The organism is Lentzea sp. NEAU-D7 (assembly GCF_026242055.1).
In the GTDB taxonomy this organism is placed as follows: Bacteria; Actinomycetota; Actinomycetes; order Mycobacteriales; family Pseudonocardiaceae; genus Lentzea.
This window is the reverse complement of the sequence record NZ_JAPJDL010000006.1, coordinates 142582-167029: the sequence shown is the minus strand read 5'-3', so window position 1 is coordinate 167029 and position 24448 is coordinate 142582. Positions and strand designations below refer to the sequence as shown.

25 protein-coding genes and 1 tRNA gene are annotated in these 24448 nt (G+C 69.2%); 11 read left to right on the top strand and 15 right to left on the bottom strand.

The annotated features are described in order from the left end of the window. Position 1 precedes the first annotated feature (1 nt). Together ORI60_RS14920 and ORI60_RS14915 are read right to left on the bottom strand one after the other, a co-directional pair. The gene (locus ORI60_RS14920) at positions 2 to 1570 is read right to left on the bottom strand and encodes a beta-N-acetylhexosaminidase (protein WP_416234407.1); all 1569 of its coding nucleotides are present in this window, start codon (positions 1568 to 1570) and stop codon (positions 2 to 4) included. Between the two features lie 414 nt (positions 1571 to 1984). Beyond that, positions 1985 to 3457, bottom strand: coding sequence for a CYTH and CHAD domain-containing protein (locus ORI60_RS14915; RefSeq protein ID WP_266037814.1), 1473 nt, complete (start codon positions 3455 to 3457; stop codon positions 1985 to 1987). Positions 3458 to 3605: 148 nt separating this feature from the next. On the opposite strand from ORI60_RS14915, the gene ORI60_RS14910 reads away from it, so the two are divergent. Both ORI60_RS14910 and ORI60_RS14905 read left to right on the top strand, forming a co-directional pair. After that, a complete protein-coding gene (locus tag ORI60_RS14910) occupies positions 3606 to 4415 on the top strand; it encodes a hypothetical protein (protein ID WP_266037813.1) in 810 nt (269 codons plus the stop codon). A 39-nt stretch (positions 4416 to 4454) separates the two neighbouring features. Further along, positions 4455 to 4766, top strand: coding sequence for an ArsR/SmtB family transcription factor (locus tag ORI60_RS14905; protein ID WP_266037812.1), 312 nt, complete (start codon positions 4455 to 4457; stop codon positions 4764 to 4766). Here ORI60_RS14905 and ORI60_RS14900 read toward each other — a convergent pair. Then, on the bottom strand, positions 4744 to 6279 hold the full coding sequence (locus tag ORI60_RS14900) for an amidohydrolase (protein WP_266037811.1): 1536 nt from the start codon (positions 6277 to 6279) through the stop codon (positions 4744 to 4746). The two genes, ORI60_RS14905 and ORI60_RS14900, sit on opposite strands and share 23 nt — an antisense overlap. Then, positions 6276 to 7526 (bottom strand): lysine N(6)-hydroxylase/L-ornithine N(5)-oxygenase family protein, encoded by a 1251-nt coding sequence (locus ORI60_RS14895; protein WP_266037810.1) that lies wholly within the window; start codon positions 7524 to 7526, stop codon positions 6276 to 6278. Before ORI60_RS14895 ends, ORI60_RS14900 begins: the two co-directional genes overlap by 4 nt. A 93-nt stretch (positions 7527 to 7619) precedes the next feature. Between ORI60_RS14895 and ORI60_RS14890 the strand changes: the two genes are divergently transcribed. Together ORI60_RS14890 and ORI60_RS14885 are read left to right on the top strand one after the other, a co-directional pair. Then, positions 7620 to 8567 carry a methionyl-tRNA formyltransferase gene (locus ORI60_RS14890; RefSeq protein WP_266037809.1) on the top strand — a complete coding sequence of 316 codons (948 nt, stop codon included), beginning with the start codon at positions 7620 to 7622 and terminating at the stop codon, positions 8565 to 8567. A 63-nt stretch (positions 8568 to 8630) separates the two neighbouring features. Then, complete coding sequence (locus tag ORI60_RS14885) at positions 8631 to 9272, top strand: HNH endonuclease family protein (protein ID WP_266037808.1); 642 nt, start codon at positions 8631 to 8633, stop codon at positions 9270 to 9272. A gap of 201 nt (positions 9273 to 9473) precedes the next feature. On the opposite strand, the gene ORI60_RS14880 is transcribed toward ORI60_RS14885, so the two are convergent. Further along, a complete protein-coding gene (locus tag ORI60_RS14880) occupies positions 9474 to 10124 on the bottom strand; it encodes a hypothetical protein (protein WP_266037807.1) in 651 nt (216 codons plus the stop codon). Between the two features lie 357 nt (positions 10125 to 10481). Here ORI60_RS14880 and ORI60_RS14875 point away from each other — a divergent pair, with 357 nt between their 5' ends. Further along, positions 10482 to 10697 carry a hypothetical protein gene (locus ORI60_RS14875; protein ID WP_266037806.1) on the top strand — a complete coding sequence of 72 codons (216 nt, stop codon included), beginning with the start codon at positions 10482 to 10484 and terminating at the stop codon, positions 10695 to 10697. On the opposite strand, the gene ORI60_RS14870 is transcribed toward ORI60_RS14875, so the two are convergent. Then, positions 10694 to 10963 carry a DUF2277 domain-containing protein gene (locus tag ORI60_RS14870; RefSeq protein WP_266037805.1) on the bottom strand — a complete coding sequence of 90 codons (270 nt, stop codon included), beginning with the start codon at positions 10961 to 10963 and terminating at the stop codon, positions 10694 to 10696. The genes ORI60_RS14875 and ORI60_RS14870 overlap by 4 nt on opposite strands. A gap of 7 nt (positions 10964 to 10970) precedes the next feature. Next, positions 10971 to 11531, bottom strand: coding sequence for a helix-turn-helix domain-containing protein (locus tag ORI60_RS14865; protein ID WP_266037804.1), 561 nt, complete (start codon positions 11529 to 11531; stop codon positions 10971 to 10973). Positions 11532 to 11581: 50 nt separating this feature from the next. On the opposite strand from ORI60_RS14865, the gene ORI60_RS14860 reads away from it, so the two are divergent. Further along, positions 11582 to 12394, top strand: a complete 813-nt coding sequence (locus ORI60_RS14860; RefSeq protein WP_266037803.1) for an NAD(P)/FAD-dependent oxidoreductase — start codon at positions 11582 to 11584, stop codon at positions 12392 to 12394. Here the strand turns inward: ORI60_RS14860 and ORI60_RS14855 are convergent. Both ORI60_RS14855 and ORI60_RS14850 read right to left on the bottom strand, forming a co-directional pair. Next, entirely contained in the window at positions 12378 to 14096 is a 1719-nt protein-coding gene (locus ORI60_RS14855; protein ID WP_266037802.1) for a sensor histidine kinase, read from the bottom strand. The genes ORI60_RS14860 and ORI60_RS14855 overlap by 17 nt on opposite strands. Continuing rightward, positions 14093 to 14758 (bottom strand): response regulator transcription factor, encoded by a 666-nt coding sequence (locus tag ORI60_RS14850; RefSeq protein WP_266037801.1) that lies wholly within the window; start codon positions 14756 to 14758, stop codon positions 14093 to 14095. Before ORI60_RS14850 ends, ORI60_RS14855 begins: the two co-directional genes overlap by 4 nt. Positions 14759 to 14838: 80 nt before the next feature. Between ORI60_RS14850 and ORI60_RS14845 the strand changes: the two genes are divergently transcribed. Beyond that, the gene (locus ORI60_RS14845) at positions 14839 to 15630 is read left to right on the top strand and encodes a DUF3152 domain-containing protein (protein ID WP_266037800.1); all 792 of its coding nucleotides are present in this window, start codon (positions 14839 to 14841) and stop codon (positions 15628 to 15630) included. 53 nt (positions 15631 to 15683) lie between these two features. Beyond that, positions 15684 to 16589, top strand: coding sequence for a LysR family transcriptional regulator (locus ORI60_RS14840; RefSeq protein WP_266037798.1), 906 nt, complete (start codon positions 15684 to 15686; stop codon positions 16587 to 16589). Here ORI60_RS14840 and ORI60_RS14835 read toward each other — a convergent pair. Further along, positions 16546 to 17307, bottom strand: a complete 762-nt coding sequence (locus tag ORI60_RS14835) for an AraC family transcriptional regulator (protein WP_266037797.1) — start codon at positions 17305 to 17307, stop codon at positions 16546 to 16548. The genes ORI60_RS14840 and ORI60_RS14835 overlap by 44 nt on opposite strands. An 88-nt stretch (positions 17308 to 17395) precedes the next feature. On the opposite strand from ORI60_RS14835, the gene ORI60_RS14830 reads away from it, so the two are divergent. Then, positions 17396 to 18199, top strand: coding sequence for an NAD(P)H-binding protein (locus tag ORI60_RS14830; protein WP_266037796.1), 804 nt, complete (start codon positions 17396 to 17398; stop codon positions 18197 to 18199). Here the strand turns inward: ORI60_RS14830 and ORI60_RS14825 are convergent. The 3 genes from ORI60_RS14825 to ORI60_RS14815 form a co-directional block, all read right to left on the bottom strand. Next, positions 18175 to 18558, bottom strand: a complete 384-nt coding sequence (locus ORI60_RS14825; RefSeq protein ID WP_266037795.1) for a hypothetical protein — start codon at positions 18556 to 18558, stop codon at positions 18175 to 18177. The genes ORI60_RS14830 and ORI60_RS14825 overlap by 25 nt on opposite strands. A 106-nt stretch (positions 18559 to 18664) precedes the next feature. Then, positions 18665 to 18737: transfer RNA gene (locus ORI60_RS14820), tRNA-Arg, on the bottom strand. 129 nt (positions 18738 to 18866) lie between these two features. After that, positions 18867 to 19946 carry a LacI family DNA-binding transcriptional regulator gene (locus tag ORI60_RS14815; RefSeq protein WP_266037794.1) on the bottom strand — a complete coding sequence of 360 codons (1080 nt, stop codon included), beginning with the start codon at positions 19944 to 19946 and terminating at the stop codon, positions 18867 to 18869. A gap of 72 nt (positions 19947 to 20018) precedes the next feature. Between ORI60_RS14815 and ORI60_RS14810 the strand changes: the two genes are divergently transcribed. Next, positions 20019 to 21182 carry an MFS transporter gene (locus ORI60_RS14810; protein WP_266037793.1) on the top strand — a complete coding sequence of 388 codons (1164 nt, stop codon included), beginning with the start codon at positions 20019 to 20021 and terminating at the stop codon, positions 21180 to 21182. On the opposite strand, the gene ORI60_RS14805 is transcribed toward ORI60_RS14810, so the two are convergent. Further along, positions 21160 to 21684: a hypothetical protein gene (locus ORI60_RS14805; RefSeq protein ID WP_266037792.1), complete on the bottom strand. Its 525-nt coding sequence runs from the start codon at positions 21682 to 21684 to the stop codon at positions 21160 to 21162. The genes ORI60_RS14810 and ORI60_RS14805 overlap by 23 nt on opposite strands. A 35-nt stretch (positions 21685 to 21719) precedes the next feature. Here ORI60_RS14805 and ORI60_RS14800 point away from each other — a divergent pair, with 35 nt between their 5' ends. Then, positions 21720 to 23651, top strand: a complete 1932-nt coding sequence (locus ORI60_RS14800; RefSeq protein ID WP_266037791.1) for a cytochrome c oxidase assembly protein — start codon at positions 21720 to 21722, stop codon at positions 23649 to 23651. Here ORI60_RS14800 and ORI60_RS14795 read toward each other — a convergent pair. Then, positions 23648 to 24445 carry an ABC transporter permease gene (locus ORI60_RS14795; RefSeq protein WP_266037790.1) on the bottom strand — a complete coding sequence of 266 codons (798 nt, stop codon included), beginning with the start codon at positions 24443 to 24445 and terminating at the stop codon, positions 23648 to 23650. The genes ORI60_RS14800 and ORI60_RS14795 overlap by 4 nt on opposite strands. Positions 24446 to 24448 lie beyond the last annotated feature (3 nt).

Genomic DNA, 24448 nt, shown 5'->3' with positions numbered 1-24448 from the left:
GTCACTTCTTCCACGGCACCTGCGGGCTCGCGTAGAAGTTGACGCCCTGGACCTTCCAGCGCGGTCCCTGCGCGCCCAGGCGCGGGGCGAAGCGGTCCCAGTCGTGGACGGCTGCCGGAGACCAGCCGAGCTCGGCGGCGACCGGCAGCCTCGGGAACGCCATGTACTCGATGTCGGCGGAGGTCCTGATGGTCTCCGTCCACAGTGGAGCCTCGACGCCGCGCACGCCGGCCTCGGTCACGCCCTGCAGGTACGCGCCGGGGTTCCAGCCGTAGGCGTCCCTGACCTCGACGAGGCCCGCCCAGTCCAGGCCGAGCTTGGTGTTCTTGTCGTACTTCATGTCGAGGTAGACGCGGTTCGCCGGCGACATCAGGATCTTGTTGCCGCGCTGCGCCGCCGCGGCCACGTTCGCGTCGGCCGTCGTGGTGCCCCAGAACTGCGGGACGACCGCCGTGTCCTGGGTGGTCTTGATGAACTCGTGCCAGCCGGTGGTGGTCTTGCCGTACTTCTTGACGATGGGCAGGACCCGGTTCATGAACGTCACGTAGTCGGCGTCAGGGGTGCTGAGGGCCTCGTCGCCGCCGATGTGGAAGTACGGGCCGGGGGTGATCGCGGAGACCTCGCGGACCACGTCCTCGACGAACTCGTAGGTGATGTCCTTGTTGATGCAGAGGGAGCTGAAGCCGACCTCGGTGCCGGTGTAGAGCGGGCGCTTCTTGCCGTCGCAGTTCAGCTCGGCGTAGCTCGCCTGGGCGGCGTTGGTGTGGCCCGGCATGTCGAACTCGGGGATGACCGTGATGCCCCTGCTCGCCGCGTGGGCGACGATGTCCTTGTACTGGTCCTGCGTGTAGAAGAGCCTGCCCGTCCGGCCGCCGACCTCCGTGCTGCCACCGATCCTGGTCAGCTCGGGCCAGCTGGCGATCTCCAGCCGCCAGCCCTGGTCGTCCGACAGGTGGAGGTGGAAGTAGTTGATCTTGAACGCGGCGATCTGGTCGATGTAGCGCTTCACCTGGTCCGGGGTGAAGAAGTGGCGGGAGACGTCGAGCATCGCGCCCCGGTGGTGGTACCGGGGGTGGTCCAGGATGCTGGCGCCCGGCACCGTCCACGGCCCCGGCTGCCTGGTCTTCGCCTCGGCCCTGGGCGGGAGGAGCTGGCGCAGCGTCGCGATGCCGTTGAAGTGGCCGGCCGGTGAGTTGGCCCGGATGACCACCTGCTTCGGCGTCACGTCCAGCTGGTAGCCCTCGGGCCCGGTCCTGGGGTCCGCGCCGTTCGTCAGGACCACGCCGTCACCGGAGATGCCGTCCGTGATCGGCAGCGCGTAGCCCGTGGAGGGGCGGAGGACCTTCGCCAGCAGCTCGGCCGGTGTGCGGGCGTCGCGGGTCGTCAGCTGGATCTTGGCGGACGCGGTGAGGGTGAAGGTGACGTCCGGGCGCGGCCGCACCTGGACCGGCTGGGGGACCAGCTCTTGCAGGGGGCTCTTGGCTGCCGCTTCTGCCGTGTTGGTCACCAGCACTCCTGACCCGGCGATCACCAGTGCCGCCAGTGCGGCCTGCAGTTGTTTCGCTTTCACGCCATCCTCCACGGGGCACGGGGGAGTCGGCGGCGTTCTGCCACGGTTTCAGGGGTGGTGATTCGGTGTCAAGGTTCAGACCAATTTCTTGGCTGTTCCTGGGGCTCCGCCCCAGACCCCGCCAATCTGATCCAAAGCCGGGTCCACGCCGTGCGCGGGTAGATGGCACGCCTGTTGCGTTGGGCGGAGGCGCGTTGCTTTGTGGGGCGCGTCGGTGGGGTGGCTTCGTCACGAATCGAGCCAAGAGCGGGCCACATGTGGGTAGGGGTGTCAACTCGACGAAAAGCGTGTCGAGTTGACACCCCTACTCACATGCAGCAAGAGCTGTGGCACGACTCGTGACGAAGCCACCCCACCCGGAGCGTTTGGCAAGGACGGCTCGCCTGCGGCATCGCGTTCGATCAGGCGCTTTGGCTAGAGGTGTTCCTTGCTCAGCTTGCGCCACAGGGCTGGGAGGGCCGCTTCCGTCTGGTGCGCCAGCTCCACCTCCTTGCCGTACAGCAGGCCGAAGGTGAAGCCGTTCTCGTCGCCCCTGCCCAGCTCCAGCAGGACCGGGCGTGCGACCACCGAGTCCTGGTGGTCGCCCAGGAGGGTCTGCACGTCCTTCGCCCGCTTGCGCAGGGCCTTGGCGTGCTTGCCGAGTGCGGGCTCGGCGACCTCGGCCGAGTAGCGGAGGCGTTTCGCCGCCTTGCGGGCCTCGTGGAGGGGTTCGTCGCTGTCGTTGGTGGCCAGGGCTTCCTCCACGCGGACGTCCAGGCGGTGGCGGGCCTTCTCCACGAGGCGCGGGAGGACGTCCTTCGCCTTGCCCGACGCCAGAGACGTCAGGGGAGGTGCGGTCAGCAGCGCGTCGACGGTGTTGAGGAGGGTGAAGTAGCGCTCGCTGTCCAGCGCGGCCACGGAGTCCTTGTGGGCCTTGGCTTCCAGCGGGGCGAAGTGGCGGGTCGTGCGGGCGGCCACGTCTCCCAGGACCAGTTCCGGCGGAAGGGCGTGCAGGCCCTCCTCGAAGCGCATGCGGAGCACTTCCAGGTCTCGTGAGGTGCCCAGGACGGAGGCCAGCCACTTCAGTTCGTCGGTCAGGGCCCGGGTCTGCTCGCGGTCGACGATCTTGCCGAAGGCCTGGAGGGCCGAGCGCATGCGGCGGGTGGCCACTCGCATCTGGTGGACGGCGTCGTGCTCGTTGCGGCGGACTCGCGGGTCCTGGTTCTGCAGTGCGGCTCGTTGTTCGTAGAGGTAGGCGAGGACCACGTCGCCCGCGGTCGGCTTCTTGCCGAGGGCGGGGCCGGAGTCCCGCTTCACGCCGATCACCTGGGACAGCTTGGACTTCGAGGACGACGGGACGATGCCCGCGTCGCCCAGGTGGCGTTCGACCGTGTCGAGGAGGGCGCGGTCGCCGGCTTCGCCCAGTTCCACCTCGATCTCGCGCCACGAGGTGGTCGTGGTGGAGGAGCCCATGGTCTGGGCGGTGACCACGTCGTCGACGACCTCGGCGAGCATGTCGCCGTTGCCGTTGGTGAGCTGCCAGCGGCGGCGGTTGGTGCGGATCTCGGCCACCGGGGCCAGGTCGCCGCCCCTGGTGTGGGCGCGGACCAGGGAGGAGAGGTCCTTCGGGGGCTTCTTCACGGCGCGGCCCAGCGGGACGCGGAGTTCCTGGCGGGAGTCTTCACCTGCCGGGAGCTTGAGGTGCCAGCCCTCGTCGTTGCCGCCCACCCGCCTGCGCAGCGTCACGCCGGCGCGGGCCAGGCGGTAGTCGTCGGTGTCGAAGTAGGTGGCTTCGAGGTCGAACTCTTCCGGGCCGGTCGCCACGCCGGTGATCTCGGTGAGGTCCGGCAGACTCGCGTCCGATGGTGCCTCGTACTTGCGTTCGGTCTCAGTAACGGAGGTCGCCATTTTCTATTAATACCTCGTTCTGTCCGGGTTCACCCAGTGGTGACGGTGCGTGAGGGTGGTGCCACGGCCGGGCGGAACCACGCCCCTAATGCGTGCATTGCCGGGGTACCCGCTTTTCCGGGTCCACTGTGTCCGGTTCGCTGGTCGCGTGCCCACGGAGAAGGAACGGCTCGACGTGGTCGAGCCGCAGGTCGCCACGTTGATCAGTCACGTCGGTCAGCTCTCGGCGGAGCTCGAGCGCGTCACGGCTCGGCTGACGGTGCTGGAGCGGCGGTTGTCCGGTGCCGGGGACGGGCCGCTGGCCGATCTCGACGCGGTGACCGGCGAGGTCGCGCCGCTGGTTGAGGCGCTGCGCGCGGCGTGGGACGCCGAGCAGGAGATCCTCGCCGACGCGGCCAGGGTCGCCCTGAAGCAGGAGGTGCTCGAGTTCGACGGGCTCAAGGCCCGCCGCGACGAGGCCAGGTCCAAACTGGACGGTGGGCGGGTGCCCCGGTTCGAGCGGGACGCGCTGTCGCACGAGGTGCGCCAGATGGAGTGGCTGATCAACGCGAACGAGGCCAGCGCGCAGCGTGCCGCCGAACGGCTGGAGGCCGACGAGGACGCGATGGGCGAGCAGTGGCGCACCGAGGCCGTGCTCGCGGGGGACAAGGCGCGCGGTGAGATCAAGGACGCGGCGGCGCGGCGCATCTCCCAAGCGCTCGGGCAGTACGCGCGGATGCCGGTCTGGTTCCGGGTCGGACTGGGCGAGATCCCCACGCCGGACCCGTCGTTCTGGCTCGAGTCGGCGATCGCGGTGCTCGCGTACCGGCTGGAGTACGGCGTCACGGACGCGGTGACGCCGCTGGGCACGCCGCCGTCCGCCTCGTCCGGCAGTGAGAACTGGGTCCGCCGCGCGAACGTCCACGCCGACATCACCGACCGCCTGACGACGTTGGCCGCGACCTTCCACCTGCAGTAGCCTGTTCTGCAACCATCGGGTTGCAGAAGGGGTGCGCGAGTGAGTCAGGTCGATGACGTCTTGGCCGCGCTCGCCGACCCGATGCGCCGGCGGATCCTCGACCTGGTCGCGGCGAAGGGCGCCGTGTCGGCGTCGGTGCTCGCCGCCGAGCTGCCGGTGAGCCGGCAGGCGATCGTGAAACACCTGGGTGTGCTGGAGAAGGCGGAGCTGGTGGCGTCCGAGCGCGCCGGCCGGGAGAACAACTTCTCCGTCCGCTCGGGCGCGCTCGACGCCACCGCCTCCTGGATGGCCTCGCTCGCCTCCCAGTGGGACCAGCGGCTGGCCGCGATCAAGAAGATCGCTGAGTCGTGAGCGTGCCGCCGACCGCGGTGGCGAGCACGGGGATCTCCGCGATGGCGTCGCTCGTGCGCGGGTCCTCGCCGAGCACGACCAGGTCCGCGAGCTTGCCCGGGGTGAGGCTGCCCAGCACGTGCTCCTTGCGGCACGCGTAGGCGCCGCCGAGCGTGTACGCGCGGATCGCCTCCTCGACGGTGATCGCCTCGTCCGGCCCGACCGCCCGGCCGCTGGACGACCTCCTGCGCACCATGAACTCGATGGCGCGCAACGGGGCCCCGTCCGCGACCGGCCGGTCCGAACTGCCCGCGACGGTGATGCCGTGGTCGAGGAACGAACGTCCGCGGTACATCCACGGCGCCCGGCGCGGGCCCATGATCTCGCTGTAGTCGTCGCCGTAGGCGTGCAGGAACGTCGGCTGGACGACGGGGACCAGGCCGAGCGCGGCGATCCGGCCGAGCTGGTCCGGGCGGACGAGGCCGCAGTGCTCGACGCGGTGCCGGGCGTCGGGGCGCGGGCGTTGCCGTTGCGCCTCCTGGACGGCGTCCAGGGTGAAGTCGATGGCCCTGTCGCCGATCGCGTGGATCGCGAGCTGCCAGCCGGCGTGGTGGCCGTCGATGATCACGGCCCGCATGAACTCCTCGGACTCCGCGAGCTGACCCGAGCCGCCGGTCCCGAGGTACGGCTCGGACAACGCGGCCGTGCGCGCGATCATGCCGCCGTCGGTCCACAGCTTCAGTGCTCCCAGCGACAGCATGTCGTCGCCGAAACCGGTGTGCAGTCCGAGGTCGATCGCGCGCGGAACGCCGTCGGACGGGTCCGCGGCGACGTCGTGCAGGACGTGCGCGGACACCATGAGCTGCACGCGGATCGGCAGCCGGGCCCGTTGGTACGCGGCGGCTTCGAGCGGGCTGCTGGCGATCAGGCCCGCGCCGATGCCCGCCTCCGCGCACATCGTGACGCCCTCGGACAGCACCTGACGGGCGCTCTGGTGCAGCTCGGCGACGATCTCGTCGAGTGAGTACGGCAGCCGCAACGTGCGCGCGGCCAGCTGCTCGTTCTCGGTCAGCCAGCCGTCGCTCGTGATCTCCGGAAGTCGGTTCAGCACCACGGAGTTCACGACGCAGGCATGCCCGGACAGGTCGGCGACGTACACCGGCCTGCCGCCGCTGATCCGATCGAGGTCCAGTGCCGTCAGCGGGCGGTCCATGATCCGGTGGTCGTAGCCGGACGCCTCGATCCAGCCCGTGCCGGGGGCATCGGTGAGGCGGTCGAGGATCTGCGTGACCGTCGCCAGGCCGGTCACGTCGATGGTGCGGCGGCCGTTCCACGCGAGGTGCGTGTGGGCGTCGATGAACCCGGGCAGCACCACGGCGCCGCCCAGGTCGGTGGTCTCGGTGGCGGGCATGTCCGCGACCTGCTCGTCCAGTCCCGCGATGCGGCCCTGCCAGATGCCGATCGTGTGCGCGGCGGGGCGTGCCGGGTCCATCGTGACGGCCCGGCAGCCCGTGAGCTTGAGGTCGAGTTTCACGCGGTCGCGAGAACCGGCACGGGGGTGTTGGTCAGCACGGACGTCAGGATCTCACCCGAGCGCACCGCGACGTTGGACAGCAGCGACGACGTGATGCCGTGCGAGTGCTCGGTGCCGCCTTGCAGGTAGATGCCGCCCCTGAGCGACGTCTGAAGGCGGTAGTCGCGGCCGACGACGAGACGGCCGGCCTCGTCGCGTGCGCAGGTCTCGTCCAGCGAACCGAGTACCGGCGCGGCCTCGTCGTAGCCGGTCGCGAGCAGCACGAGGTCGGTGTCGACGAACTCCTGCTCTCCGGTGACGAGCGACTGGATCACCGCACGCGCGCCGTCCGCGGACTCCTCGACCGCGACGAGCCGGGTCATCTTCATCATCTTCAGGCGCTCGGTGCCGAGCACCTTCTCCTGGTACGCGGTGCGGTAGAGCTGTGCGATCAGGTCGACGTCGACCACGGAGTAGTTGGTGTTGCGGTGGTAGTCCATCAACCGCTGCTTCACGGCGTCCGGGGCGTCGAAGTAGTGGTCGACGGCCTCGGGGTCGAAGATCCGGTTCGCGAACGAGCTGTCGTCCGCGGGGGAGTAGCCGTAGCGGGAGAACACCGAGCACACCTCGGCGCGGGGGAACTCGCGGTGCAGGTACGCCACGGCCTCCGCGGCGCTCTGCCCGGCGCCGACGACGACGCAGCGCTTCGGGTCCTCCAGCGTGCCGACGCGGTGCAGGAAATCGCTGTTGTGCCACACGCGGTCCGACAACGCGATGCCCTCGGGCACGGCAGGGCGCAGTCCGGTCGCGAAGACGAGGTTGCGGGCGTGGTACACGTCACCCGTGGCTGTCGTCACCTCGAACAGGTCGTCCTGGATCGCTTCCACGCCAACGGCTTCTGTGCCGTAGGCGACCACGTCGTCGACCTGGGCCGCTGCCCACTCGAAGTAGTCGTGGAACTCGACGCGCAGCGGGAACAGGTTCTTGTGGTTGACGAAGTCGATCAGCCGGCCGCGGTCCCGCAGGTAGCACAGGAACGAGAACCGGCTGGTCGGGTTCCGCATGGTGACGAGGTCCTTGAGGAACGACACCTGCATGGTGGCGTCGTCCAGGAGCATGCCCCGATGCCAGCCGAACGCCTCCTGGCGTTCCAGGAACACCGCGGTGACAGGGGTTTCGGCCTGCTCGTTGTGCTCGGTCAGAGCGATGGCGAGCGCCAGGTTCGAAGGACCGAACCCGATACCGACGATGTCGTAGATCGGATGCATGAGCACTGAACTTAGGGCAGCCTAAGCTATCTTCGCAAGCCGTCAGTTAGGTTAGCCTGACCGTATCGCACCGGAGTGAAGGAGGACACCCCCATGAGGGTCGTCATGTTCGGGTTCCAGACCTGGGGTCATCGCACCCTGCAGGCACTTTTGGCGTCCGAGCACGAGGTCGTCCTGGTGGTGACCCACCCCAAGGGAGAGGGCGCGTACGAGAAGGTCTGGAGCGATTCGGTCGAGGACCTGGCCCGCGAGAACGGCGTCGAGGTCATCGTCCGCGAACGCCCGGAGGACCAGGAGCTGCTCGACGCGCTCAAGGCCGCCGAGCCGGACGTGATCGTCGCCTGCAACTGGCGGACGTGGATCCCGCCGCAGGTCTTCGCGCTGCCCAAGCACGGCACCTTGAACGTGCACGACTCGCTGCTGCCGAAGTACGCGGGCTTCTCGCCGCTGATCTGGGCGCTTCTCAACGACGAGAAGGAAGTCGGCGTGACGGCGCACATGATGGACGACACGCTCGACGCCGGTGACATCGTGCTGCAGCGCTCGGTCCCGGTCGGCCCGCGCGACACGACGGCCGTGCTGTTCGAGAAGACGCTGGAGCTCTTCGGCCCGATCACGGTCGACGGCCTCGCCGAGATCGCGTCCGGCCGCACGGACTTCCAGAAGCAGGACCGTTCGCAGGCCTCGTTCTTCCACAAGCGCGCCGAGGAGGACCTGCGCATCGACTTCACCTGGACCGCCGAGGAGCTGGACCGCCTGGTGCGCGCGCAGTGCGCGCCGTACCCGAGCGCGTTCTGCTTCCACCGCGGCCAGCGCCTGGAGATCATCGAGGCGGACGTCTCGGCCGAGGTCTACGGCGGCACCCCCGGCCGGATCTTCTACCGCGAGGGCGACGGCGTGGCGATCGTCGCCGGCGCCGAGGCCCGGCGCGGCAGGAGCAAGGCGTTGCTGGTCAAGAAGGTTCGTACCGCCGATGGCACCGAGCTCAAGGCGCACGAGTACTTCAAGCACATGGGCGGCTACCTGACCTCGCGTCCGTAGCCCCGACACGCTGATCACGGGCCGGGTGACCGGTCCGTGATCAGCATGGTCGATCATGGGCGCATGAATCGCGCGGCGGTGACGTCACTGGTGGTCTTCGTGCTGCTCGTGGCGGTCGGCTGGTACCTCACGAATCTCCAGTCGTCCCAGGACAACCCGCCCACGACGCCCGCGCCCGTGCCGACCGGTTCGGCGGACCTCGCCGCCCTGAAGATCGCGCCGGAGGGCAAGATGGCCGGCTACAGCCGCGACCGCTTCCCGCACTGGGCCTCGCAGGGGAACTCCTGTGACACCAGGGAGATCGTGCTGCAGCGCCAGGGCGCCGACGTGAAGGCGGACAAGGACTGCAAGGCGACCTCGGGCACCTGGAACAGCGTGTACGACGGCGTGGTGGTCAAGGAGGCCGGCGAGGTCGACATCGACCACACCGTGCCGCTGGCCGAAGCGTGGCGGTCGGGCGCCGACAAGTGGACCGACGACGAGCGCAAGGTGTTCGCCAACGACCTCGGCGGCATCCAGCTGATCGCGGTGACCGCGAAGTCCAACCGCTCCAAGGGCGACCAGGACCCGGCGAAGTGGAAGCCGCCGGTCGCGGCGTACGGGTGCACGTACGCGCGGCACTGGATCTCGGTGAAGATCACCTACAAGCTGACCGTGGACCAGCCGGAGCACGACGCGCTGGCGGCGTTGCTCAAGACCTGCTGATCAGGCCTCGCTCGCTGCGGCCGTGGAATCGCCGGGAAACGCGAACCCCAGGTGCTCTCCGGCCTCCGCCCTCACGATCCCGGGCTCACCCTTCGGCTCTTGCCTGAGCGACCTGAGCAGGCCCTCGCCCCCCGACGACCCTCCCCCGTGCGGGTCCCGCGACACGGCCCGACCCCCCAGCCGGACCGCGTCGCCTTCCCCCTACCCGACCTGGACGGACTCGAACAGGCCGGACAACTTCCAGTGCGTCACGTACCCCATCGCCTCGGCGGCGATCAGCACGTCGAGCTTGCCGAGGTTCGTGCGCGCCGGCATCTGGTACGCCTTGCCGCGCCGCGCGTCGAGCACCATCGGGATGGCGCCGGGCAGCGTGTCCGCGACCGTGTGCTGCAGGATCCGCAGCCCGACGTTGGCCGCCTCCCTCGTCAGCGGCACCTCCTTGGTGTGCACGAGCACCGCGTACGTCGTGCCGTCCTTCTTGCGCAGCCCCAGGTGCGGCCGCACCTTCAGGGTCAGCTCGCCGGCGCGGTAGGTGGCGCCCTCCACCGGCACCCCCGTCGCCTTGAACGACGCCAGCCAGGGCAGGAAGCCGTCGGCGATCTCCTCGAACGCCCGCGGCTGCCCCGTGCGGTTGGCGTTCATGATCGCCTTCTTGAGCTCGATCTCGGGTTCGGTCGAGTTGACCGCTCGTCGCATGGCGTCGCGGATCGGGTTGTAGAACCCGCAGACCCGCGTGTCGGAGGCCAGGTACATCCCCCGCTGTTCCGACACGATGTTGATGCGTCCACGCTGACCGCTCATGACGTACTCGGTGAACGACAGTGCGGTGACGCTGACGTTGTTGTCCGGCAACGTTTTCTCCCCTCGTACCGCGAGCTTCACCTGACGTTATCCGAGAGGTCTGACAAAAACGGGCCTGCTCCGAACGGCGCAACCGCTACGCAGCGTTGAGCCGTCACCCGAGTAGGTGACACGCAGAGTTGCGACCTAGATCGCAATCGGTAAACGGAAGGTGACGGACCGGCAACCGATCAAGCGGATGACCGTTCGTCTGCCGTTCGCCGACGCTCACCGAACGCTTACCGCAAGACCAGCGGAAGTAACCCTCCGTAGAAGATCAACTCAGGAGAATGGGTTCGTCAGGAGGAATCACGGCGAGGGAGCACGATGGCGGTAAGGGCGGAGCGTTCACCCGATAGAGCGGGTGACGTGGAGGTTCCGCAGCCGCGGCAGCTGGAGAGGTGGCTGGTCCACCCCGGCCACTGGCCGCACGCGATGCAGGTGACGGTCATCCTCGTGCTGATCGCCCTGCTGCTGTGGGCCATCGCCGTCACGCTCGGCCCCGACCAGGCCTTCATCGTCGGCTCCGCGGGCATCGCGGCCAAGCTGATCTGCATGTACCTCGACACCCGCACGCGGAACTAGCTGCCGTACCTCTCGGCGGCCCGCGCCTTGGCCTTCGCCGCCTCGACCTCGCGGTCCTTCGGCGGTGCCGTGGTCACCAGCGCGTCGAGCAGTTCCTGCGTCGCCGCCGCCACGGCCGCGACCGCCCTGTCGAACGCGACCTGGTTCACCGCGGACGGTTTCGTCGCCCCACCCACCTTGCGCACGTACTGCAGCGCCGCGGCCTGCACCTCGTCGGGCGTGGCGGGCGGTTCGAAGTTGTGGAGCACCCGGATGTTTCGGCACATGCCTCCACTATGACCTGTTCGGCGGCGCCGCGCGGGTGTGGATGCGTTCTCCCTGCTTGCCGAACAGGCTGATGATCTCGGCGGGCCTGCCGTCCGCGCTGCTGAAGCTGTGCGGCTGACGGCAGTCGAACTCGGCCACCTCGCCCGCGCGCAGCACGATCTCCTTGTCGCCGAGCCGCATCCGGATCCGCCCGCTCAGCACGTAGAACCACTCGTAGCCCTCGTGCACGCGCGGTTCGTGCAGCTCCGAGTCCGTGATGATCATCTTCCACGCCTGCAGCGGCCCGATCGAGCGGGTCAGCGGGATGCCGACGCGGCCGTGGTCGAGCTGGCGCGGCTTCATCGCGACGCGCGGATCGCCCACCTCGGGCGCGCCGACCAGGTCGTCCAGCGACACCTGGTAGGTCCGCGACAACGGCAGCAGCAGCTCCAGCGTCGGCTTGCGCTGGTCGGTCTCCAGGCGCGACAGCGTCGACTTCGAGATGCCCGTCATCTCGGACAGCGTCGCCAGCGTCAGATCGTGTTCGGCCCGCAGCGCGGCGAGCCGTTGCCCCACGGTTGTTGCCATAACAGCAACTTACTTTGCCAAAACTGGACTGTCGACCGCACTCTCGGAGCATGACGTACGAAGTGGTGATCATTGGTGGGGGAGCGGCCGGACTGAGCGCCGCTCTGATGCTGACCAGGGCGCGTCGCAGCGTGCTCGTGGTCGACGGTGCCGAGCCGCGCAACGCGCCGGCCGCGCACATGCACAACTACCTCTCTCGCGACGGCTTCTCGCCGTTGGAACTGCTCAAGCACGGACGGGCCGAGGTCGAGGGCTACGGCGGAGAGATCGTCAACGACGAGGTTCGGGGCGTCACGGCGCTCGACGACGGGTTCGCGGTCGACCTGAGCGAGCGCACGGTGCGCGCCCAGCGCTTGCTGTTCGCCACCGGCCTGGTCGACGAGGTGCCGGACGACCTGCGCGAACGCTGGGGACGCGACGTCTTCGGCTGCCCGTACTGCCACGGCTACGAGGTCCGCGACCAGAAGCTCGTGGTGTTCGGCGAGGAGATGAAGGTGGCGCTGGTCCGGCAGTGGTCGGACGACGTGACCCACGTGCCCTCGGTCGACGGCATCGAGGTCGAGGACGACCGGCTGGTCGCCGTGATCTCCGGCGGCGAGCGGGTACCGGCCGACGCGCTCGTGTACTCCGCGCCGATGAAGCCGCGCGACGAGTTCCTGCTCGCGTTGGGCGCAGAGACCGAGGAGACGCCGGTCGGCAGGTTCGTGCGCACGGACGCGAAGGGCCGCACGAGCGTGCCCGGCGTCTACGCCGCGGGCAACGTCACGGATCCGGCGGCCATCGTGATCGTCGCGGCCGCACAGGGCGCCCAGGCGGCCGGGATGATCAACGTCGACCTGCTGGGCCTCATGCCGGCAGGCTGATCCGGAAAGTCGAGCCCTCGCCGAGGGCGCTCGTCACCGACACCGTGCCGCCGTGCGCCTCCACCAGGTGCCGCGTGATCGCGAGACCGAGCCCGCTGCCGCCGGTCCGGCGGCTGCGGGACTTGTCCGCCCGCCAGAACCTGTCGAACACGTGCGGCACGTCGTCCGGCGCGATGCCGGTGCCGGTGTCCGTCACCTCGAGGACCGCCCTGTCCTGCCACCGGAACAGCTTCACGACGACCTCGCCGCCCGGCGGGGTGTAGCGCACGGCGTTCGCGACGAGGTTGCCGAGCGCCTGCCGCAGCCGCACCGGGTCCGCGGTGATGTGCACCGGTGCGGTCTCGGCGCGCAGCAGGATCTCGCGGTTCTGCTGCGCGTTGACGACCTGGTCCACGACGTCGTCGAGTGCGATCGGTTCGGGGTGCAGCCGGAGCGTGCCCGCGTCGGCCTGGGCCAGGTCGTGCAGGTCGTCCACGAGTCGTTGCAGGAGAAGGGACTCCTCCAGCAGCATGCCGACCAGGTGCGGGTCCGGCTCGGCCAGCCCGTCCTGGGTCGCCTCCAGCCAGCCGGTGATGTTGCCCAGCGGCGTGCGCAGCTCGTGCGCGACGTCGCTGACCATCGCCTGCCGCTGGCGTTCGGTCTCGGCGAGCTTCTCCGACATCGCGTTGAACGACCGCGCGAGCTCGCCGATCTCACCCGAGCCGCCGTCCACCCGTGCCGTCCGATCACCCTCGGCGGTGCGTTTCGTGGCGGCGGTGAGGGCCCGGATCGGCCGCACGAGCTGCGTGGCGGTGAGCCACGAGGCGAACCCGGCGAGCGCGAGGATCCCGAGAGCCACCAGCGTGATCCGGGTGGCACCGGTCGTCGAGAGGTCGATCGTCATCGGCTCGTCACCGGTCGGTGAGGTGAGGAACAGCTGTGCCGGCGCCGCGACGTAGGGCCTGAGCTGTTCGCGACGCGAGCCGTCCATGCACGCCACGACCTCCGGTGGAGCGCCGACGACGGTCGTGATCTCCCAGTCGAAGGTCCGGGGACCAGGGGCGGGCGTCCTGTCGTAGAGCCTGCCGGCAGCTTCGCGCTGGTCGAGGCACTTCGAGAACAACGCCTGCAGCTGCCCGTAGGCGGCCTTCTCCGTCACCGTGAGCGTGTCGAGGCGATAGCCGACCGAGCAGTCCTCCCAGAGGGAGAGCTCGCCGGGATCGAGGTCGGGCAGCCGCGGCCGGCCGTTGGGCGCCTCCACGAGCGTGATCTTGTTGTCGGTGCACTGGAGGAGCTGGTCGGCGTAGGAGCGCAGCGTGCGGTACTCCTCGTCGTTGAGCTTGAACGGCCCGACCGCCCTCGGATCGATCTTCCCGTTGACGTTCAACGGATCGACCAGCGCTGTGGGGGTGACGGGCAGCTGCGGCGCGTTCTGGCCGCCGGTGTCGACCAGTGTCGTGCCGTTGCCGTCGGTCAGCACGATGCGGCGGCCGTACTTCCGCGCGATCCCGTCCACATCGGACTTCGCACCCGTCCAGTCCTTGTGCGTGGCCGCGTAGCGCACCAGCTCGTCGAAGATCTGCGCGTCCGTCTCGCGCGCATCGCCCTGCTCCTGCCGGATCGCACCCGTCGTCGCCTGCGACGCGAGCCAGGCCGTGACGGCGATCGAGCAGGCCGCGATCACCAGGGAGAACAGGAAGAACCGCACCAGCAGGCTGTTCATATGAGCTTGTACCCGATGCCGTAGACGGTGAGAAGTCGTTCCGGCCTGCGTGAGTCCTGCTCGATCTTGCGGCGCAGCTTCATCATGTGCACGTCGACCGTGCGAGCGGTGATGAACCCGTCCTCCAGCAGCTGCTCGCGCGTGAACACCCGCTGCGGCTGCGCGGCCATCTTGGCCAGCAACCGGAACTCGGCGGGCGTGAGGCTCACCAACTCGTCTTTGATGCGCACCTCGTGCCTGATCGGGTCGACGGTCAGATCGCCGACCTTGAGCACCGTGGCGTTCGTCTCGCGCGCACGCCCGGTGCGCCGCAGGATCGTCCGCACCCGCGCGACCATCTGCCGTGGCCGGAACGGTTTGGTGATGTAGTCGTCGGCGCCCAGGTCGAACCCGAGCAGCACGTCGTCCTCGGTGGACCGCGCGGTGAGCAGCACGATCGGCACGTCCGACTCGGCCCGGACGGCGCGCATGACGTCTATGCCGTCGACCAGCGGCATCATCACGTCGAGGACCAGCAGGTCGGGGTTGCGGCGCCGGGTCTCGTCGATCGCCGCCCGTCCGTCGTGCACGACCACCACGGAGTGCCCGTCGTGCTCCAGGTACCGGCGGACGAGTTCGGCCTGGTGAACGTTGTCCTCCGCGACGAGGATGTGGGCGCACACAGTCCGAAGTATGCAGTCCTTCACGACAGTCAAGCGGGACGTAAACAGGTTCTTCATCAGTTCCGTCGACCGTTGCCGTCATGAGGGTGCACTTGGCGCTGGGGGCGGTCGCGCTGACCGCGATCCTGCTGACGACGACGCAGCTGGCAGGGGAGACGTCCCCCGCGGCCGCTCCGACCACGCAGGTCACGTCGTCGACCGTCACGCCCGTCGAGGTCCCGTCCTCACCGGCGCCGCCTCCACCGCGCGTCTACGCGTCCAGCTCCGACCTGCCCGACGGCCCGGAGTTCCCGGTGGCCGGCGCGGGCACGTTCCACGTGGTCCCCGGCTCCGGCCCGGTCGTCGGCACCGGCCCGTTGCGGACCTACGCCGTGGAGGTAGAGAACGGCATCACCGTCGACGAACAGGCCTTCGCGGCGTTCGTCGACGCCACTCTCGCCGACCCGCGCGGCTGGACGGCTCGGGGAGCGCGCTCTGTGCAGCGCGTCTCCGGTGCGGCGTCGGTGCGTGTGCGGCTGACGTCCCAGCAGACCGCGCGGAACGTGTGCGGCTTCGAGATCCCGGTCGACGTCTCGTGCCGCGACGGCAACTTGGTGTTCCTCAGCGCCGCCCGCTGGTTCCGCGGTGCCGTCGCCTTCCTCCCGGACCTGGACGCGTACCGCGCGTACGTGGTCAACCACGAGGTCGGCCACGCGTTCGGGCAAGGCCACCAGCCCTGCGGCGTCGCGGGCGGGCCGGCTCCGGTGATGATGCAGCAGACGTTCAGCGTGTCCAACGACGAGATCGTCCGCATCACCAACGGCGTGCCCCAGGGCGCGGTCATCCCGCGGGACGGAAAGGTGTGCACACCGAACGGGTGGCCGTACCCGTGACCGCGGTCGTCGGCTCACTCGTGGTTGATGTCCGGCTCCATAGCCTTGCCGGTATGGACGTGGACACGAGGCTGCTGAGGTATTTCGCCGCCATCGCCGAGGAAGGCAACCTCACGCGCGCTGCGCACCGGCTCTTCGTGTCACAACCATCACTGACCAAACAGCTCAAGCACCTCGAGTCGCAGCTGGGCGTGCCGCTGTTCACGCGGTCCAGCACCGGGATGAGGCTGACGGAGGCGGGCCGCACCCTCGCCGCGCACATCCCGCCGGTGCTCGCGGACTGGGACACGGCGGTGAATGAGACGAGGAGAGCCGCCCGCGTGCTGCGCGTCGGTTTCCTGGCCAGCGCGGCGAACGACGCGACGCCGGCCATCGTCAGGGCGTTCGGGAAGCTCCGGCCGGGCTGGCGGGTCGACCTGAAGCAGGCACCCTGGTCGGATCCGTCGGCGGGCCTCGCCGGCGCGGAGGTGCCCGTCGCGTTGCTGCGATTACCGTTCCCCGGCGAGGAGGCGTTCGGCGTGCGGACGTTGTTCAGCGAACCCCGTTGCGTGGCACTGCCTTCCGCGCACCCGCTGGCCGGCCGCGGCTCGGTCGACTTCCGCGAGCTGTGGGACGACCCGGTCATCGTCGCCCCCGCCCTGAAGGGAACCTGGCGCGAGCACTGGCTGGCTTTGTCCGAAAGGGACGGTCGTGAGGTGCGCATCGGCGCCGTGACCGAGCATCCCGACGAGTTCCTCGGCGCGATCGCCGGAGGCTGCGGCATCGCGCTGGTGCCAGCCTCCACGTCGCACTTCTACTCGCGACCGGACATCGTCTACGTGCCCGTGAGGGGCGTGAGCCCCAGCGAGGTGGCCGTGGCGTGGCTGCCGGACCCCGGTGACGCCGCCGTCGACTTCGTCCGCTGCTGCCTCGACGTCACGCGCTCGCGGCGCACCGGCTGCGGCACTCGCTCGGGCTGAACCCGTGCACGCGCTTGAACGCGGCGCTGAACCCGAACGCGTCCGCGTACCCGACCTTGCGCGCCACCGAAGCCACCGTCGCCGACGACTCCGCGAGAAGATCCGCCGCCAGCGCCATCCGCCACTCCGTGAGGTACGTGAGCGGCGGCACCCCGACCAGCTTCGCGAACCTGCTCGCCAGCGTCGTCCGCGCCACCCCGGCCTCCTTGGCCAGCAGGGCGAGCGTCCAAGGCCGCTCGGGACTCGCGTGCATGGCCTCGAGAACGGGCCCGACCACCACGTCGGCCTGAGCACCCAGCCACCCGTCACCGTGCTCGCGGTCGAACCACTCCTTGAGCGCGCACACCATCAGCCAGTCCAGCAACCGATCGGCCACCACCCCCGGCCCCTCCATGCCGATGGTGGCGTAGAACTCCGCGCACCCGTCCTGGCCCGGAGCCACCAGCGCGTCCGGCAACACCGCCGTGAGCCGCCGCGCCACAGCGCCTTTGACCTCGTACGTCCCGCTGACCACCGACGCACGTCCCCGTGCCGCGACGGACTCCTGCACCACCAGGATGTCCCCGGCCCTGGCGGTCTCCCCGCGCACGCTCAGTTCCCCCGACGCCACCGCGTACAACGTGAGCCCGGGCAACACCCGCGCTCCGTCGATCTCGGTCCGGCGCACCCCGGCACCATCCGCGCGCACCCCGCGCAACAGTTCGTCGAACGGCTTCATGCCGTCCACGATACGGCCCGAACGATCGAACATCGTCGATGAACTCTCACCCATGTCGCCTCACGGCTCACGCCGGTTGGCTGTCCACATGACCGAAGAGATCCTCGTCCTGGGCGCGACCGGCAAGACGGGCCGCCGCGTGGTCCGCACCCTGGAAGCCACGGGCGCCACCCTCCGCAAGGCCTCCCGCGCGACCGGCTTCGACTGGAACGACCAGTCGACCTGGAAGCAGTTCCTGCACGGCGCCACCGCCGCCTACGTGATCGCCCCGGAAGACCCGTCCGCCGCCGCCCCGTTCGTGGAACTGGCCGAGGCCTCAGGCCTGCGCCGCCTGGTCCTGCTCTCCGGCCGCGGCCTCGACGAGACCCCACCGGACGTCTTCCGGGGCATGCACGCGGCCGAGAAGGCCGTCCGCGCGAGCGACCTCGCCTGGACCGTCCTGCGCGCCAACAACTTCAACCAGAACTTCTCCGAGGAAGTCTGGCAGCCCGAAATCGAGGCAGGCCGCCTCTCCCTGCCCGTCGACGACACCCCGGAACCGTTCGTGGACGTCCAGGACATCGCCGAGGTAGCCGCCCTGGCCCTCACCACTGACGACCACCAGGGCCAGACCTACGACCTCACAGGCCCGGAAGGAGTCACCTTCTCCGACGCCGTCTCCAAGATCGCGACGGCCACCGGCCGCACGGTGGAACTGGTCAAGCTGACCCCGGCCGAGTACCGCGAAGCCCTGCTGGCCCAAGGAGCCCCCGAAGAGGTCGCCACCGAGCTGAACGGCATGTTCGAAAGCATGCGGGCAGGCTTGCTGGCCACCCCGACCAACGACATCGCCCGGTTGCTGGGCCGCCCCGCCACCAGCTTCGACGCCTACGTCGCGGAAACCTGGCGCTGACGAGGCAACAACAGGTGCACGGCAAACCCGGCCGCCGTGGCCATCACCGCCTGGTAGACGACCGAGTCCTGGTACCCGCCCCCGACGAGGAACGCGGCGTCCAGCCCGGTCGTCCACCAGCCGGCCAGCTCACCGAGCCCGAGCACGTGCCACCCGAAGAACCCGGCACACCACCCGGCCACCACCCAGGCCGCCCGCCCGCCGCGCCGCACGAAGAGGAACGTCGACACCGCGGTGACGGCGTTGAAGGCGAGGGCAATGCCGGTGAGTGTCGCGTCGGGGTTCCACAGCAGGGTTGCCGCCGTCTGCACCACGAGCACGCCGACGACCAGCCCAATGCCCAACCGCGTCTTGTCCACACACCCGATTATTCAGCGCCACGCGCCGCACCACGGCGCGGGCCCGTGATCGGGAACGAAGAAGGCCTCTGACCTGTTCGCACAGGTCAGAGGCCACTTGCTGAGGCGCCCCTGGCAGGATTCGAACCTGCGACCTCGGGATTAGAAGTCCCTCGCTCTCTCCACTGAGCTACAGAGGCTGGAGGGGTGCGAAAGCGGCCACGAAGCGTGGCCACCGGTGCCCCCACCGGACACATCGTCCGAAGTCGATCGACTGTTTCCGCCCTACGTCCAAAAGGGTGACGAAAACTGTCTAAACGTGACGCGGATCACTTTCGTGGGGCGGTTGAGGCTCTCTCCACGAGGGAAACGTCGAGTCTCGTCGGCCTGGGCGGTCTCCCGCCGGCCAGTAATTTCAGGGCCAGTTCGCCGGCTCGGCGGCCCTTCTCGGCCAGGGGTTGACGCACCGTAGTCAGCGGCGGGTCGCTGTAGGCCGCTTCGGGGACGTCGTCGAAGCCGACGACCGAAATGTCTCCCGGGACGGTCAACGTCAGGTCGCGGGCCGCTTGGAGGGCGCCGAAGGCCAGCTGGTCCGACGTGCACAGCAAAGCGCTCGGGCGCGGCGTGCGGGTGAGCAGCCACCGCGCGCCTAGACGTCCGAGTTCACGATCACTGCCGCGCGCCTCCCACACCGGGACATTGTCCGGTTTCACCCCGCCTTTTTCCAAAGTGTCGAGGTAGCCGCCCAGGCGGTCCCGGCTCACCCGGAACGGCACGTCCGAACGGCGCTCGGGGGAGACCGGGCCGGATACTCCGTCCGGGTGCAGTGCGAACGTCAGGATGCCGAACCTGAGGTGTCCCAGTGCGAGCAGGTGTGCCGCGGCTGCGCACGTGCCGGTGTAGTCCTGCACCTCTACGCGTGCTGAGTCTGGCAGCGCCGGCTGGTCGATCACGACGAGCGGCAGGCCGCGGGCGGCGACGGCGTCGAAGGCCGGTGCGGTGTCGGGTAGTGAGTAGGCGACCATCACGTCTGCCTGTGCGCGCGCCACGATCGAGGGGCGTGGACCGCCCGTGGAGTCTCCTGGCATCAGCACGAGGCTGTGGTCGTGGCCGTCGACGGTCGAGGCCAGGCCGTCGAGCACGATCGAGAGCGCCGGGTCCGAGAACGCGCCGGACAGGCCCTGCGGCAGCATGAAGCCCACGGCGGCGGACGAACGGGTCGCGAGTGAGCGGGCTACCGGGTCCGGGCCCGCGTAGCCCAGGGAGCGCGCCGTTTCGAGGATGCGTTCGCGCAACGTCGACGACAGCTGATCAGGCCTGTTGTACGCGTTCGACACCGTTGCCCTGGAGACCCCGACGGCTGCGGCGACGGTGTCCAGCGTCGGCCTGCGTCGGCGGTCGGAGTCCACGGACGCATCGTATGCGAGAGATCGCACCCTCATCGCTGGCGCTGCTGAAGCGCTTCAGTCATGCTGGAGCGCATGTCTCCACGCCTGGCCACGTTCGTCGTGTTCCTCTTGAACGGCGCTGTCTTCGGCACCTGGGCCTCTCGCGTGCCCGCGCTCGCCGAGCAGATCGGAGCTGAAGTGGGCAGCCTCGGCCTGGCGCTGCTCGGGGCGAGCGCCGGGCTGGCCTTCACGGCGCCGTTGGCGGCACGGATCTGCGCGGTCTACGGGTCGCGTGGGGTTCTGATAACGAGCAGCCTCCTCAGTCCGCTGCTTCTGCCCGTGCTCGCGTTGTCGCAGTCACCGCTGCAGTTCGGACTGACGCTCGTCGCGCTGGGCGCGAGCGTCGCGGCGATGGACGTGTCTATGAACGTCGCTGCGGTCGTCGTCGTTCGCGCCTTGCAGCGGCCGCTGATGCCGCAGTTCCACGCGGGCTTCAGCGTGGGTGGGCTCATCGGGTCGTTGGGCAGTGCCGCCGCCGCTCAGGCGCATTGGACGCCCATGAAGCACTTTCTCCTGGCGGCGTTTGTCGGAGTACTGGTGACTGCGCTTATCGCGAAGAGCATCCCCGGAGGAGTAGGGGAGCGTCATAGGGAAGAAGTCACCGAACGCGCGAACGTGCTCAAGAGTCCTGTCCTCTGGCTGTTGGCAAGTGTCGCGCTGTGCAGTGCCATCGCGGAGGGGGCGGCGGCGGACTGGTCGGCGTTGTTCATGGTGCGTGAGCGCGGAATGGGTGATGCTGCGGGCGCATACGCCTATGCGGGCTTCTCCGTCACGATGGCGCTCTCACGGTGGTTCGGCGAACCGATTCAACGCCGCCTGGGACCGCACCGCCTGCTCGCCGCGGGTGGAGGCCTGGCCGCGACGGGCTTGGCGCTCGCGGTGGTCGTCCCGTTCCCGGTGGCCGGCTACGTCGGGTTCGGCCTGGCCGGGCTGGGGCTCGCGTTCTCGTTCCCCGTGGTCATGGACCTCGCGAGTGAGATCGGCAAACGGCCGGACGGCAGCGGTGGCGAGCGTGAGCTCGGGCTGGTGACGACGATCGCCTACACGGGGTTCCTCGCGGGGCCGCCGATCGTGGGCGGGCTCGCGCACGTCAGTTCTCTGGTGGTCTCGCTCGGGTTCGTGGCGTTCGTCACGGCGCTGATCATCCCGACGACCTTGCTGGCCAGGCGAGCGGCTAGGCAGGCGGCATCCGTTTGAGCGCTTCCACGCTGAGCGGCTCGAGCGCCTTGGCGGCCTTGTCCTCGGTGGCGTCGCCGCCCATGCCGATGGCGACCATCAACGACTCGTCGCGCGTCACGGCGATGGTCGCGGTGCAGACCGTGTCCTTGTCCGCGGCCGGCTTGCTGCAGTTGAGCCAGGTCGCGTGCTTGGAGGTCTCGACCGCACGGCCCGTCTCCTGCGACTTCTTGGACTCCTCGAACGACCGGTACGGGACCGCCACCAGCACGTACGGGCCCTCGTTGAGCGTGTAGAGACACGAGTTCGCCAGCTCCGTGCGCGGCACCGGCTTGAACTTGAGCGTGCCGAGAGGCTTGAGGTCCTTCTCCGTCACCAGGGCGCACGGGTCGACGCCGGCGGTCTTGCGCGGCGTGTCGATGGCGAGCGGCGGAAGTGGTGCCGCGACGGGTTCGCCCTGGATGGAGTACGCGCAACCGGTCAGTGGGAGCAGCACGAGCAGGAGAAGGACAGAACGTCTCACACGGCGCAACACTAGAGGGTCGTAGGCTCCGGGGCGTGGCAATCGAACGCTCCACCAGAACGGGTTTGGTGCCCCTCGTCGCCATCGGCTTCGCAGTGGCGGCCCTCGCGGCCGTCGCGCTGAGCTCGCTCGAGAGCGCCCCTCCAACCGGGGTGCAGATCGTGCGGGTGCTGACCGAGACGGGTGCGGTGGTGACCATCGGCTCGTTGTTGCTGGCGGCGTTCCTCGTGCCACCGCAGAAGTCCGGCACTCTCGCAGCGGACGGCTACGCCGCGATGCGCACCGCTGGGTGGTTCGCGCTCGTGTGGCTCGTGGGCGCCCTGTTGTCAGTGCCGTTCACCACAGCGGCCGCGATCGACCGTCCGGTGAGCTCGTTCAGCTTCAGCCAGATGATCGCGACGGCGATGCTGCTGGAGCAGTCGAAGGCGTGGCTCCTGACGGCGATCATCGTGGCGTTGCTCGCATTGGGCTGCCGTCTGGTGCTGTCGTGGGGATGGACGACGGTCCTGCTGTTCGGTGCCATCTTCGCGTTGATCCCGGTCGCGGTGACGGGTCACTCGTCGTCCGGCGGCTCGCACGACATGGCGACGAACAGCCTGTTGTTCCACCTCGTCGCCGCCGTGCTGTGGGTGGGCGGCTTGATCGCGTTGCTCGCGCACGGCAGGCGTGGTGGCGCGCACCTCCCTCTCGCCGCGACGAGGTTCTCGAAGATCGCGCTGGTCTGCTGGATCGTCATGGCCGTCTCGGGCGTCGTGAACGCGCTGGTGCGCATCACGCCGGCCGACCTCGTGACGTCCACGTACGGCTGGCTGACGCTCGGCAAGCTGGCGTGCCTGCTGCTGCTCGGCGTGTTCGGCTACTTCCAGCGCGAACGCGGTGTGAAGGGCGTGGTCGCCGGCAAGCCGCACGCGTTGTTCAAGCTCGCCGGCCTCGAAGTCCTGCTGATGATGTTCACCATCGGCCTGGCCGTGGCACTGGCCCGCACGCCTCCACCCGGAGGCAGCACCGAACTGCCCAGCCGCACCGAGATCGCGATCGGCTACGACCTCGACGGACCGCCGACGCTCGCGGCCATCCTGTTCGACTGGCGCTTCGACCTGGTCTTCGGCACCGCGGCGCTGGCTCTCGCCCTGCTCTACGTCCTGGGCGTGCGCAGGCTGACCAAGCGCGGCGACAAGTGGCCGGTGGGCCGCACCGTCGCGTGGCTGTGCGGGTGTTTCTCGCTGCTGTTCGCGACGTCGTCGGGCATGGGCCGGTACTCGCCGGCGATGTTCAGCGTGCACATGGAAGCGCACATGGTGCTGTCCATGCTGACGCCGATCCTGTTCGTCCTGGGTGGTCCGGTCACGCTGGCGTTGCGCGCGTTGCCGGTCAACAAGGAGGTACCGGGGCCGCGGGAGTGGGTGCTGGCCTTCGTGCACTCACCGGTCGCACGGCTGCTGACGAACCCCTTCGTGGCACTGGCCCTGTTCGTCGGCTCCTTCTACGCCCTGTACTTCTCGGGGCTCTTCGAGGCCGCGCTGCCGTTCCACTGGGCGCACCTCGCGATGAACGCGCACTTCATCCTCGCGGGCTACGTCTTCTACTGGCCCGTGATCGGCGTGGACCCGTCGCCGAACAAGCTGCCGCCGCTCGGCCGGTTGGGGCTGTTGTTCGCGTCGATCCCGTTCCACGCGTTCTTCGGCGTCGTGCTGATGAGCTCGGCGAACGTCATCGGCGAGCAGTTCTACCGGGGTCTCGCGTTGCCGTGGGTGCAGAACCTGCTGGAGGACCAGCGCCTCGGCGGCGGCATCGCGTGGGCGGCGGGGGAGATCCCGTTGCTGGTGGTCATGGTCGCCCTGCTCACGCAGTGGGCGCGGCAGGACGGCCGTGACGCGAAGCGGTACGACCGCAAGGCCGACACCGATGGTGGCGCCGACCTCGAGGCCTACAACGCGATGCTGCGAAAAATGGCGGGCAGGGACTAGACCGAGAGCGGGCGGCGGAAGCCGCGGACCGCGAAGAACGCACCGATCGCCGCGATCACGCCGCTCGTGACCAGCGCGCCGGCCACACCCGTGACGGGGTGGGCGAGCGCGAGGCTGCGGGCGGCGTCGACGGCGTACGTCAGCGGGTTGACCTTCGCGACCGCCTGCAACCAGCCCGGCAGACCGCTGATCGGCACGAACGCGCTGGACGCGAACATCAGCGGGAACATCGCCAGGAAGCCGACGGTCTGCATCAGCTCGGCCTTGCGCACCCACGCCGCGATCGCGATGAACACCCAGCTCAGCGCCCAGCCGACGACCAGCGCCAGACCCAGCGCGGCGAGGGTGCCGAGCATGCCGCCGTCGGGCCGGAACCCGAACACCAGGACCCCGAACGCGATCATCAGCACCAGCTGGAACGCCGTGCGGACGGCGTCGGACAGGTTGCGTGCCAACAGAACCGTGCTCGGGCGGATGGGCAGCGAACGGAACCGTGCGAGCACACCGTTCGACATGTCCTGCACGAGCCCGATGCCGGATGCGAGAGAGGACTGCATCGCGGTGTTCACGAGGATCGCGGGCAGCAGGTAGTTGATGTAACTCATGCCCGGCGGGAAGTTCGCCGTGGACGTGATGCTGCCGAAGATCTGGCTGAACAGCGTCAGCATGATCAGCGGTTGCAGGATGCTGAAGAAGACGAGAGCGGGCGTGCGCAGCAATGCGCGCAGAGAACGGCCGGTCAGTACGAGGACTTGTGTCGGGTAGCTGCTGCCGTGCCAGGTCAAGGTCGCCATGAT

Excerpts from the sequence above, each read along its gene's own strand:
- ORI60_RS14915 (WP_266037814.1), bottom strand. The coding sequence starts at position 3,457 with ATGGCGACCTCCGTTACTGAGACCGAACGCAAGTACGAGGCACCATCG.
- ORI60_RS14895 (WP_266037810.1), bottom strand. The coding sequence starts at position 7,526 with ATGCATCCGATCTACGACATCGTCGGTATCGGGTTCGGTCCTTCGAAC.
- ORI60_RS14890 (WP_266037809.1), top strand. The coding sequence starts at position 7,620 with ATGAGGGTCGTCATGTTCGGGTTCCAGACCTGGGGTCATCGCACCCTG.
- ORI60_RS14885 (WP_266037808.1), top strand. The coding sequence starts at position 8,631 with ATGAATCGCGCGGCGGTGACGTCACTGGTGGTCTTCGTGCTGCTCGTG.
- ORI60_RS14870 (WP_266037805.1), bottom strand. The coding sequence starts at position 10,963 with ATGTGCCGAAACATCCGGGTGCTCCACAACTTCGAACCGCCCGCCACG.
- ORI60_RS14865 (WP_266037804.1), bottom strand. The coding sequence starts at position 11,531 with ATGGCAACAACCGTGGGGCAACGGCTCGCCGCGCTGCGGGCCGAACAC.
- ORI60_RS14860 (WP_266037803.1), top strand. The coding sequence starts at position 11,582 with ATGACGTACGAAGTGGTGATCATTGGTGGGGGAGCGGCCGGACTGAGC.
- ORI60_RS14855 (WP_266037802.1), bottom strand. The coding sequence starts at position 14,096 with ATGAACAGCCTGCTGGTGCGGTTCTTCCTGTTCTCCCTGGTGATCGCG.
- ORI60_RS14845 (WP_266037800.1), top strand. The coding sequence starts at position 14,839 with ATGAGGGTGCACTTGGCGCTGGGGGCGGTCGCGCTGACCGCGATCCTG.
- ORI60_RS14840 (WP_266037798.1), top strand. The coding sequence starts at position 15,684 with ATGGACGTGGACACGAGGCTGCTGAGGTATTTCGCCGCCATCGCCGAG.
- ORI60_RS14835 (WP_266037797.1), bottom strand. The coding sequence starts at position 17,307 with ATGAAGCCGTTCGACGAACTGTTGCGCGGGGTGCGCGCGGATGGTGCC.
- ORI60_RS14830 (WP_266037796.1), top strand. The coding sequence starts at position 17,396 with ATGACCGAAGAGATCCTCGTCCTGGGCGCGACCGGCAAGACGGGCCGC.
- ORI60_RS14810 (WP_266037793.1), top strand. The coding sequence starts at position 20,019 with ATGTCTCCACGCCTGGCCACGTTCGTCGTGTTCCTCTTGAACGGCGCT.
- ORI60_RS14795 (WP_266037790.1), bottom strand. The coding sequence starts at position 24,445 with ATGGCGACCTTGACCTGGCACGGCAGCAGCTACCCGACACAAGTCCTC.